Genomic DNA, 9190 nt, shown 5'->3' on the forward strand with positions numbered 1-9190 from the left:
GGTCACCACGGGGGAGGCGGGGGGTTCGGGGAAGGCGCCCGCCGACCGGATCATAGTGAACCCGGACGCGTACGGGGTGCTGGGCTCCTTCGGCCGGCAGGTCGTGCTCACGCACGAGACGACCCATGTCGCGACCCGCGCCGCGACCTCGGCGGCGACCCCGCTGTGGCTGTCGGAGGGGTACGCGGACTGGGTCGGCTACCGGGGCACCGGCCGCACGCCGGCCCAGGTCGCGCCCGAGCTGACGAGGGCGGTGGTCGACGGGCGTGCGCCCGCGGCGCTGCCCGCCGACGGGGACTTCGGGTTCGACGGCGACGCGGGGAAGCTGGCGCGGGCCTACGAGAGCGGATGGCTGGCCTGCCGGATGATCGCCGAGCGGTGGGGCGAGGCGCGGCTGGGCGAGTTCTACGGGGTCGTGGGGGCGCACGGGAAGCGGGCCGGGGCGGTGGCGGCGGGGCTGCGAGAGGTCCTGGACATGTCACCGGAGGGCTTCACGGAGCTGTGGCGGGAGTACGTGCGCGATCGGCTCGGGTGAGCTCTCGGGTGAGCTTCCGTCAGGGGCCGTCAGGGGCCATCGGGAGTCATCCGGGGGTCGTCGAGGGGTCCTCAGGGGGTCAGTGATTCCTCGCCGGAGGGTGTGGTCCGGCGGGTCACCGGGGCCGGGACCGCGGGCGAGACGGTGTCGCGCCACAGGAGCACGCCCGCCGTGACGGTCGCGGCGACCAGCATGCCGTTGCGGATCACGAGCAGGGTGATGCCGAGGCCGTTGCTGGCGACGACGTCCCCGAAGTAGACGGGGAACTCCAGGACGGTGAAGAAGCTCGCCACCACCACCATCCCCGCCGGCAGGCCCATCCGGCTGCCGCGGAACACCAGGCACACGGCGGCCAGACCGATCAGCCACACCATGTACTGCGGGCTGATGACCCGGCTCGTCGTGGTGAACAGGAGCACCGCCACGAACGCGGCGTCCGCGGCCGTGTGCACCAGGAACCGGGTCGCGCACAGCCGCCACAGCAGCAGCCAGCCGAACGCGAGCCCGGTCAGCATCAGCGCCACCGTGCTCACCACGTCCACGTACGGGCCGAGGAATTCCACCGAGCCGTAGTTGAGCAGGACCTCGCCCTGCCAGCCGTGGTGCCGGGCGATGTGGAAGACCAGCGAGCCGAGGGACTCGACCTCGGTCCCGCGGTCGCGCTGGAAGGTCAGGAACGCGAACGCGCCCGGCATCGCCACGGTGAACAGCAGCGCGAGGCCCACGGCCGTCGCGGCCGCCGAGCCCCAGGCCCTGCCTCCCGCCTTGCGCCCGGCCGTGCCCACGAGCAGCAGCAGCGGCCACACCTTCAGCAGCCCGCCGAACGCGGCGAGTATGCCCATGACCTTCGGATGCCGGACGCCCGCGAGGATCGCGGCCACGGCGACGGCGGTCACCATCACGTCGTACCGCGCGTACACCGTCGGCCCGAGCAGGGGCACGCCCACCACCCACACCCAGGCGCCGCGCAGCGACCTGTCGGGGCGCAGGCCCGCGTACAGGAGCAGTGAGAGGGCGATCAGGTCGGCGACGAAGGCGAGGACGAAGAACGCCTGCGTGTAGGCGAGGAACGGCAGCAGCGCGGGGGAGAGGATCGCGAGCGCGGCGGCCGGCGGGTACTGCCAGGTCACGTCGTCCAGCGGGAAGGTGCCGGTGCGCAGGACCTCGTACCAGTTCTGGTAGGTCACCGAGACGTCGCTCGTGACGTCCGGGCCGGGGAAGACGAACACCTTGAAGACGAAGAGCAGCAGGAGGAGTCTGGTCAGGCCCCAGGTCGCCAGCAGTACGTACGGGAACCTCGGCCCCCTGGCTCCCGCCATGCCCACCTGCCTCTTTCCGTACGTGTTCCGCCGTGCCGTCTTCTGCGCGGTCATGCTCCCTCGTGTGGCTGTGCGCGAGCCGTGGAACGCGGCCGGGCGGGGCGGCGAGGGGCGGGTTCGGTACTGTCGACGGCGATGCACAAGACCCTGATCGTGACCAACGACTTTCCGCCGAGACCGGGCGGCATCCAGGCCTTCCTGCACAACATGGCGCTGCGTCTGGACCCCGAACGGCTCGTCGTCTACGCCTCCACGTGGAAGCGGAGCCGGGAAGGAGCCGAGGCCACAGCCGCCTTCGACGCCGAACAGCCCTTCGTCATCGTACGCGACCGAACAACCATGCTGCTGCCCACTCCCGCCGTCTCCCGACGGGCCACCGGGCTGCTCAGGGAGCACGGCTGCACCTCGGTGTGGTTCGGCGCGGCGGCCCCGCTCGGGCTGCTCGCCCCTGCCCTGCGCAAGGCGGGCGCGGAGCGTCTCGTGGCCACCACGCACGGCCACGAGGCGGGGTGGGCGCAGCTGCCTGCCGCGCGCCAACTGCTGCGCAGGGTCGGCGAGTCGACGGACACGATCACGTACCTCGGTGAGTACACCCGCTCACGGATCGCCGCCGCGCTGAGCCCCGAGGCGGCCGGCCGGATGGTGCAACTGCCCCCGGGCGTGGACGAGAAGACCTTCCACCCCGGCTCGGGCGGGGACGTCGTCCGGGCCCGCCTCGGTCTCACCGACCGGCCGGTCGTGGTCTGCGTCTCGCGCCTCGTGCCGCGCAAGGGCCAGGACACGCTGATCCGCGCCATGCCGCGCATCCTGGCGAGCGAGCCGGAGGCGGTGCTGCTGATCGTCGGCGGCGGGCCGTACGAGAAGGAGTTGCGGGGGCTCGCGCACGCGACCGGGGTCGCCGACTCCGTCCGCTTCACCGGAGCCGTGCCCTGGTCGGAGCTCCCGGCCCACTACGGCGCGGGGGACGTCTTCGCCATGCCGTGCCGTACGCGCCGCGGGGGGCTGGATGTGGAGGGGCTCGGCATCGTCTACCTGGAGGCCTCCGCGACGGGCCTTCCCGTCGTCGCAGGCGACTCCGGCGGCGCGCCCGACGCCGTGCTCGACGGGGAGACGGGGTGGGTCGTCCGGGGCGACTCCGCGGACGACACGGCGGACCGGATCGTCGCGCTCCTCGGCGACGGGGAGTTGCGGCGGCGTATGGGGGAGCGGGGGCGGGAGTGGGTCGAGGAGAGGTGGCGCTGGGACCTCTTGGCGACCCGCCTCCGGCTTTTGCTGTAGCGCCTACGGGGATGCGGCTCGCTGGTTCCGTGGCGCCTGCGGGCCGGTGGGGGCGGGCCCAAAAGATTGCGCAGTTCCCCGCGCCCCTAGGTACCTAGGGGCGCGGGGAACTGCGCGACCAGCCCCCGCGGCGCGCAAGCCGCGAGTACACCCCGCCCACCCACGGCGAGTGGGCGCGCGCCCTCAGCTCTGATAGATCGCTTCGATCTCGGCCGCGTAATCCTTCGCCACCACATTCCGCTTCAGCTTCAGCGACGGCGTCAAGTGCCCCGACTCCTCGGTGAACTGGTGCGCCAGCACCCGGAACTTCCGTACCGACTCCGCCTTCGACACCGCCGCGTTGCCGTCGTCCACCGCGCTCTGGATCGCCGCGAGCAGATCCGGGTCCTGGGCCAACGACGCCGCGGTCGAGCCGGCAGGCTTCCCGTGCTCGTCGGCCCAGCGGCCCAGGAACTCGTTGTCGACGGTGACCAGCGCTCCCACGAACGGGCGCCCGTCGCCGACCACCATGCACTCCGCGACCAGCGCGTGCGCGCGGATACGGTCCTCGATCACGGCCGGGGCGACGTTCTTGCCGCCCGCGGTGACGATGATCTCCTTCTTGCGGCCGGTGATGCGCAGGTAGCCGTCCTCGTCGAGGGTGCCGATGTCGCCGGTGTGGAACCAGCCGTCGGCGAGCGCCTCCTCGGTCGCGGCCTCGTTGTTCCAGTACCCCATGAACAAATGCTCCCCGTGCAGCAGCACCTCACCGTCGTCGGCGATGCGGACCACCGAGCCGGGCAGCGGCTGGCCGACCGTGCCGATCTTCTGGCGGTCCCACGGGTTGAAGGTGGTGGCCGCGCAGGACTCGGTCAGGCCGTAGCCCTCCAGGACCGTGAAGCCGATGCCGCGGAAGAAGTGGCCCAGGCGCTCGCCCAGCGGAGCGCCGCCCGAGATCGCGTACTCGACCCGGCCGCCGAGCACCGCGCGCAGCTTGCTGTAGACGAGTTTGTCGAACGCCCTGTGCTTGATCTTCAGGCCGATGGAGGGGCCCGCCGAGGTGTCCAGCGCGCGGCTGTACGCGATCGCCGTGTCCGCCGCCTTGTCGAAGATCCGGCCCTTGCCGTCCGCCTGCGCCTTGGCTCGCGCCGAGTTGTAGACCTTCTCGAAGACGCGCGGCACACCGAGGATCAACGTCGGCCGGAACGCGGCCAGTTCGTCGGTGAGGTTCTTGATGTCCGGTACGGTGCCCAGCTTGATCGGCGCCATCATCGGCGCGACCTGCACGAGCCGCCCGAAGACGTGCGCGAGCGGCAGGAAGAGGAGTACCGAGCACTCGCCGGTACGGAACAGCGGCCGCAGCCGCTCCACGATGTTGCCGCACTCCGCGAAGAAGCTGCGGTGGGTCAGCACGCAGCCCTTGGGGCGTCCGGTCGTGCCGCTCGTGTAGACGATCGTCGCCGGGTCGTCGGCCTTGGCGAGCGAGCCCCGCTCCTCGACCGCGGCGTCCGTGACGTCCTTGCCGGCCCGGCCGAGCTCGTCGACACCACCGCCCTCGATCTGCCAGACGTGCTTCAGCTGCGGCAGCCGGTCGCGCACCGACTCCACGGTGGCCGCGTGCGAATCCAGCTCCACGACGATCGCGGACGCCCCCGAGTCGCCGAGGATCCACTGGACCTGCTCGGCGGAGCTGGTCTCGTACACCGGTACGGTGACCGCGCCCGCGCTCCAGATCGCGAAGTCGAGCAGCGTCCACTCGTACCGTGTGCGGGACATCAGGGCGACGCGGTCGCCGGCCTGCACGCCCGAGGCGATCAGACCCTTGGCGGCGGCCTGCACCTCGGCGAGGAAGACGGTGGCCGTGACGTCCGTCCAGGCGCCGCCCACCTTGCGGGCGATGACCGCGACGTCAGGATGCTGCGCGGCGTTTCTGCGGACGATGTCGGTCAGATTGCCGTCCGCGGGGACCTCGTACAAAGCCGGAAGGCTGAACTCGCGCAAGACTGCTGCTCCTCATAGGGCGCCGGCGCCACGACGTGGTGTGATGCGACGGAGCGGTCCAAGGCTCGGGCAGGTGCTCCGGGAGTCGGTTGTTGAAACCCTGAGCACGACTGGACTGCCCGGACGTTACCCGCCGGTACTGCCTCTACGACAGGGGCTCCGCTGAGATGTTCCCCGCGTCACACGTGTTGGCGTTCCTTCGCGCACAGTAGTCCAACCCGTTACTGACGGGGTAGTAAGCGCAGGTCCGCCCGCGTCTACACACGTTTGCTCCACAGGCCTACCCTTGATCGCCATGGCAGGCACACAAGACGGCGACCGCGGCGGCGACAGCGGCGACATCCGCGACGGCGGCCGGAACGGCATCCGAGGCGACATCCGGGAGTCCCGGCGGACCCGGGTCCACGTCGTGAGCGACGTGCACGGCAACGTCCGTGACCTGGCCGGAGCGGGCGAAGGCGCGGACGCCCTGATCTGTCTGGGCGATCTCGTGCTCTTCATCGACTACGCCGACCACTCCCGCGGCATCTTCCCGGACCTCTTCGGCGCCGAGAACACGGACCGCATCGTCGAGCTCCGCACCGCCCGCCGGTACGAGGAGGCGCGCGACCTCGGCGCCCGGCTGTGGGCCGGTGTCGACCGCCGCCCCGCCATCGAGAAGGCGGTACGGAAGCAGTACGCCGAACTGTTCGCGGCGTTCCCCACCCCGACGTACGCCACCTACGGCAACGTGGACATGCCGTCTCTCTGGCCGGAGTACGCCGGACCCGGCACCACCGTGCTCGACGGGCAGCGCGTCGAGATCGGCGGCCGGGTCTTCGGCTTCGTCGGCGGCGGACTGCGTACCCCCATGCGGACGCCGTACGAGGTCAGCGACGAGGAGTACGCGGCGAAGATCGAGGCCGTCGGGGAGGTCGACGTGCTGTGCACGCACATCCCGCCCGAGGTGCCCGAGCTCGTCTACGACACGGTGGCGCGGCGCTTCGAACGGGGCAGCCGGGCGCTCCTGGACGCGATCCGGCGCACCCGGCCCCGCTACTCGCTCTTCGGGCACGTCCATCAGCCGCTCGCCCGGCGGATGCGGATCGGCGCCACGGAGTGCGTGAACGTGGGTCACTTCGCCGGGACCGGGAAGCCGTGGGCGCTGGAGTGGTGAGGGCCACCGGCACCCGCAGGGCCGAAGACGGCGGGCGCGCCGCCGCGGGGTAGCCTTCACGCTGCGCACACAGGTAGAAGCGTTCGTATCCGCAGAACCCGCAGAACCCCCTGTCCGGACCGCATCTGGAGGAGCCACGGCGATGGCGGAACACACCAGCTCGAACATCACGATCGAGGCGGCACCGGCCGATGTCATGGCGGTCATCGCCGACTTCGCCCGCTACCCCGACTGGACGGGCGAGGTGAAGTCGGCGGAGGTGCTCGCGACGGACGAGAAGGGCCGCGCGGAGCAGGTGCGCCTCGTCATGGACGCCGGTGCCATCAAGGACGACCAGACCCTGGGCTACACCTGGACCGGCGACCACGAGGTCTCCTGGACCCTGGTCAAGTCCCAGATGCTCCGCTCCCTGGACGGCTCGTACACCCTCAGGCCTGCGGGCCTGAGCGCCACCGAGGTCACCTACCGGCTCACCGTCGACGTCAAGATCCCGATGCTCGGCATGATCAAGCGCAAGGCGGAGAAGGTCATCATCGACCGCGCGCTGGCGGGACTGAAGAAGCGCGTGGAGGCGACGGGCGTCGAGGCCGGAGAGACGAGCGGGACGAGCGGGACCGGAGAGACGGGCGGGACCGGTAGGACTGGCGGGACCGGCGTGGAGCCCGGCGACAAGTAGGCGACAAGCAGCGGCCCGCCACCGCCGCTCCACCACGTACCGTTCACCTCCATGCGCACCATCCTGATCACCGGCCCCGGCGGCTCCGGCCGCACCACCGTCGCCGCGGCCACCGCTCTGGAGGCCGCCCGCCGGGGCACCCGCACCCTGGTGCTCTCCGCGGACCGCACCGACACCCTCGGTGCCGTCCTCGGCGTCCCCACCGGCGGCACACCGGCCGAGACCGCCCCGGGCCTCACCGCCTGGCGGCCGGACGCCACCGAGGGCTTCCGGGCGGGCCTCCTGGCGTTCCAGGAGCAGGCCTCCACCGCCCTCGGCCTGCTGGGCTCGGCCCGGCTGGACGCCGAGGAGCTCACCCCCCTGCCCGGCGCCGAGGAACTCGCCCTGCTCCGCGCCCTGCGCGACGCGGCCACGGCCGACACGTTCGACCTGCTGGTCGTCGACCTGCCGCCCGCCCCGCAGGCCCTCGCCCTGCTGGCCCTCCCCGAACAACTGCGCCGGTACCTGCGCCGCCTGCTGCCCGCCGAGCGCCAGGCGGCCCGCGCCCTGCGCCCCGTCCTCGGCCGCCTGGCCGGCGTGCCGATGCCGACGGACCGGCTGTACGAGACGGCGGCCCGCTGGGACGTCGAACTGGCCGCGGTCCAGCTGGCCGTCGAGGACCCGGCCACGACCGTACGGCTGGTCGCCGAGCCGGGCCCGGCGGGCACCGACGCCGTACGGTCGGCCGTCACAGGACTCGCCCTGCGCGGCCTGCGCACCGACGCCCTGATCGGCAATCGCGTCCTGCCCGACGCGTCCCCCGACACCTGGCTGGCCGGCCTCGCCGCCCAGCAGCGCAAGGCCCTCGACGAGTGGCATGCCGCATGGGGACAGACGTACGACGTATACGAAGTGCCCCACCTCGGCCGTGACCCGCGCGGTGCCGAGGACCTCGCCGCGCTCCCCGTGCCCACGCCGGGCGGCGCCCCCGTGCCGCTGGACTGGCCCGTCGTCGACCGGCTCGCCGACGAGGGCGTGCTCGTCTGGCACATCCCGCTCCCCGGCGCGGCCCGCGAGGAACTCGACCTCGTGCGGCGCGGGGACGAACTCCTCGTCACCGCGGGACGGTTCCACCGGATCGTCTCCCTCCCCTCCGCGCTGCGGCGCTGCGCGGTGGACGGCGCCTCCCTGCGCGAGGGCGAACTGCGTGTCCGGTTCGCGCCGGACCCGGATCTGTGGCCGCGGACACGGTGAACGCCCTACCCCGTTCGGGTAACGTCGAGAGACACAGAGCCAATGCTTGGAGTCCGCCATGAGCGATGAGCGCCCCACGCCCGACGCATCCGACGCAGGGGATGACGCACTCGGCACGGTGCACGACGCCACGGTCCGCGACGCCACGGTCCGGGACGAGGCGCGCCACGAGGTCCGGGCGACCGACGACGACGCCTGGGCGACGGCGTGCGCCGAGGACCTCGCCGCGGAGAAGGCCCGCCGCCGCGCCGAGCACGGCAGGCCGCCCGCCTCGGCCGCCGAGGAACTGCGCAAACTCGTCGACGCCGTCGCCGACAAGCTGTCCGGACTGCAGTCGCCGCTGCTCGGCGCGGTCGCGGGCGGCGCGGCCCAGCAGGTGGTGAACCAGGTCGTGCAGCAGGCCAAGGCCGCCGTCGAGCCTGTCATCGAGCGGAATCCCGACGTGTTCGACCACCTGGCGAGCGCCGGCTCCGAACTGCTCGCCGCGTACCGCTCCGCCGTCGAGGCGCAGGAGCGGCGCTGGACCACCCGTGACACCGCCGCGCGCCCCCGGGACGAGGGCACCGGTAGCGGGGAACACATCGACCTGGACTGAAGCCGCTCGGGTACGGTTGGCCGTAGCGGGGCTCGACCGAAACTGAGGGATTCATGGGACTCACCATCGGCGTCGACATCGGCGGCACGAAGATCGCGGCCGGGGTGGTCGACGAGGAAGGCAACATCCTCTCGACCTTCAAGGTGCCGACCCCCACCACGCCGCAGGCGATCGTGGACGCGATCGCCGCGGCCGTCGAGGGCGCCAGGGCCGGGCACGAGATCGTCGGAGTGGGCATCGGTGCCGCCGGATACGTCAACCGGCAGCGCTCGACGGTGTATTTCGCGCCGAACATCGACTGGCGGCAGGAGCCCCTGAAGGCAGCGGTGGAGGCCCGGGTGGGCCTGCCCGTCGTGGTCGAGAACGACGCGAACGCGGCAGCCTGGGGCGAGTACAAGTTCGGCGCGAAATACACCGT

At 72.2% G+C, this 9190-nt stretch carries 8 protein-coding genes and 1 pseudogene; 7 read left to right on the forward strand and 2 right to left on the reverse strand.

Annotated features, from left to right (window positions below; genetic code table 11):
- Positions 1-535, forward strand: a pseudogene (locus AOK01_RS25640) (hypothetical protein); the annotation flags it as partial.
- 71 nt (positions 536-606) lie between these two features.
- Here AOK01_RS25640 and AOK01_RS25645 read toward each other — a convergent pair.
- Positions 607-1854, reverse strand: coding sequence for a glycosyltransferase 87 family protein (locus AOK01_RS25645; RefSeq protein ID WP_055515653.1), 1248 nt, complete (start codon positions 1852-1854; stop codon positions 607-609).
- Positions 1855-1989: 135 nt separating this feature from the next.
- On the opposite strand from AOK01_RS25645, the gene AOK01_RS25650 reads away from it, so the two are divergent.
- Complete coding sequence (locus AOK01_RS25650; RefSeq protein WP_055515645.1) at positions 1990-3132, forward strand: glycosyltransferase family 4 protein; 1143 nt, start codon at positions 1990-1992, stop codon at positions 3130-3132.
- Positions 3133-3315: 183 nt separating this feature from the next.
- Here AOK01_RS25650 and AOK01_RS25655 read toward each other — a convergent pair whose 3' ends face one another.
- Positions 3316-5112, reverse strand: coding sequence for an AMP-dependent synthetase/ligase (locus tag AOK01_RS25655; RefSeq protein ID WP_055515647.1), 1797 nt, complete (start codon positions 5110-5112; stop codon positions 3316-3318).
- A gap of 295 nt (positions 5113-5407) precedes the next feature.
- On the opposite strand from AOK01_RS25655, the gene AOK01_RS25660 reads away from it, so the two are divergent.
- From AOK01_RS25660 to AOK01_RS25680, 5 genes are all read left to right on the forward strand, one after another.
- The gene (locus AOK01_RS25660) at positions 5408-6268 is read left to right on the forward strand and encodes a metallophosphoesterase family protein (RefSeq protein ID WP_245702410.1); all 861 of its coding nucleotides are present in this window, start codon (positions 5408-5410) and stop codon (positions 6266-6268) included.
- Between the two features lie 142 nt (positions 6269-6410).
- Positions 6411-6944 (forward strand): SRPBCC family protein, encoded by a 534-nt coding sequence (locus tag AOK01_RS25665; protein WP_079103736.1) that lies wholly within the window; start codon positions 6411-6413, stop codon positions 6942-6944.
- A 51-nt stretch (positions 6945-6995) separates the two neighbouring features.
- On the forward strand, positions 6996-8177 hold the full coding sequence (locus AOK01_RS25670) for an ArsA family ATPase (RefSeq protein WP_055515649.1): 1182 nt from the start codon (positions 6996-6998) through the stop codon (positions 8175-8177).
- Positions 8178-8235: 58 nt separating this feature from the next.
- Positions 8236-8772, forward strand: a complete 537-nt coding sequence (locus AOK01_RS25675) for a DUF5304 domain-containing protein (RefSeq protein ID WP_055515651.1) — start codon at positions 8236-8238, stop codon at positions 8770-8772.
- A gap of 53 nt (positions 8773-8825) precedes the next feature.
- A partial coding sequence (locus AOK01_RS25680; RefSeq protein ID WP_157871486.1) for an ROK family protein occupies positions 8826-9190 on the forward strand: 365 nt, incomplete at its 3' end.

The sequence above is a fragment of the Streptomyces aurantiacus genome (assembly GCF_001418335.1).
GTDB lineage: Bacteria > Actinomycetota > Actinomycetes > Streptomycetales > Streptomycetaceae > Streptomyces > Streptomyces aurantiacus.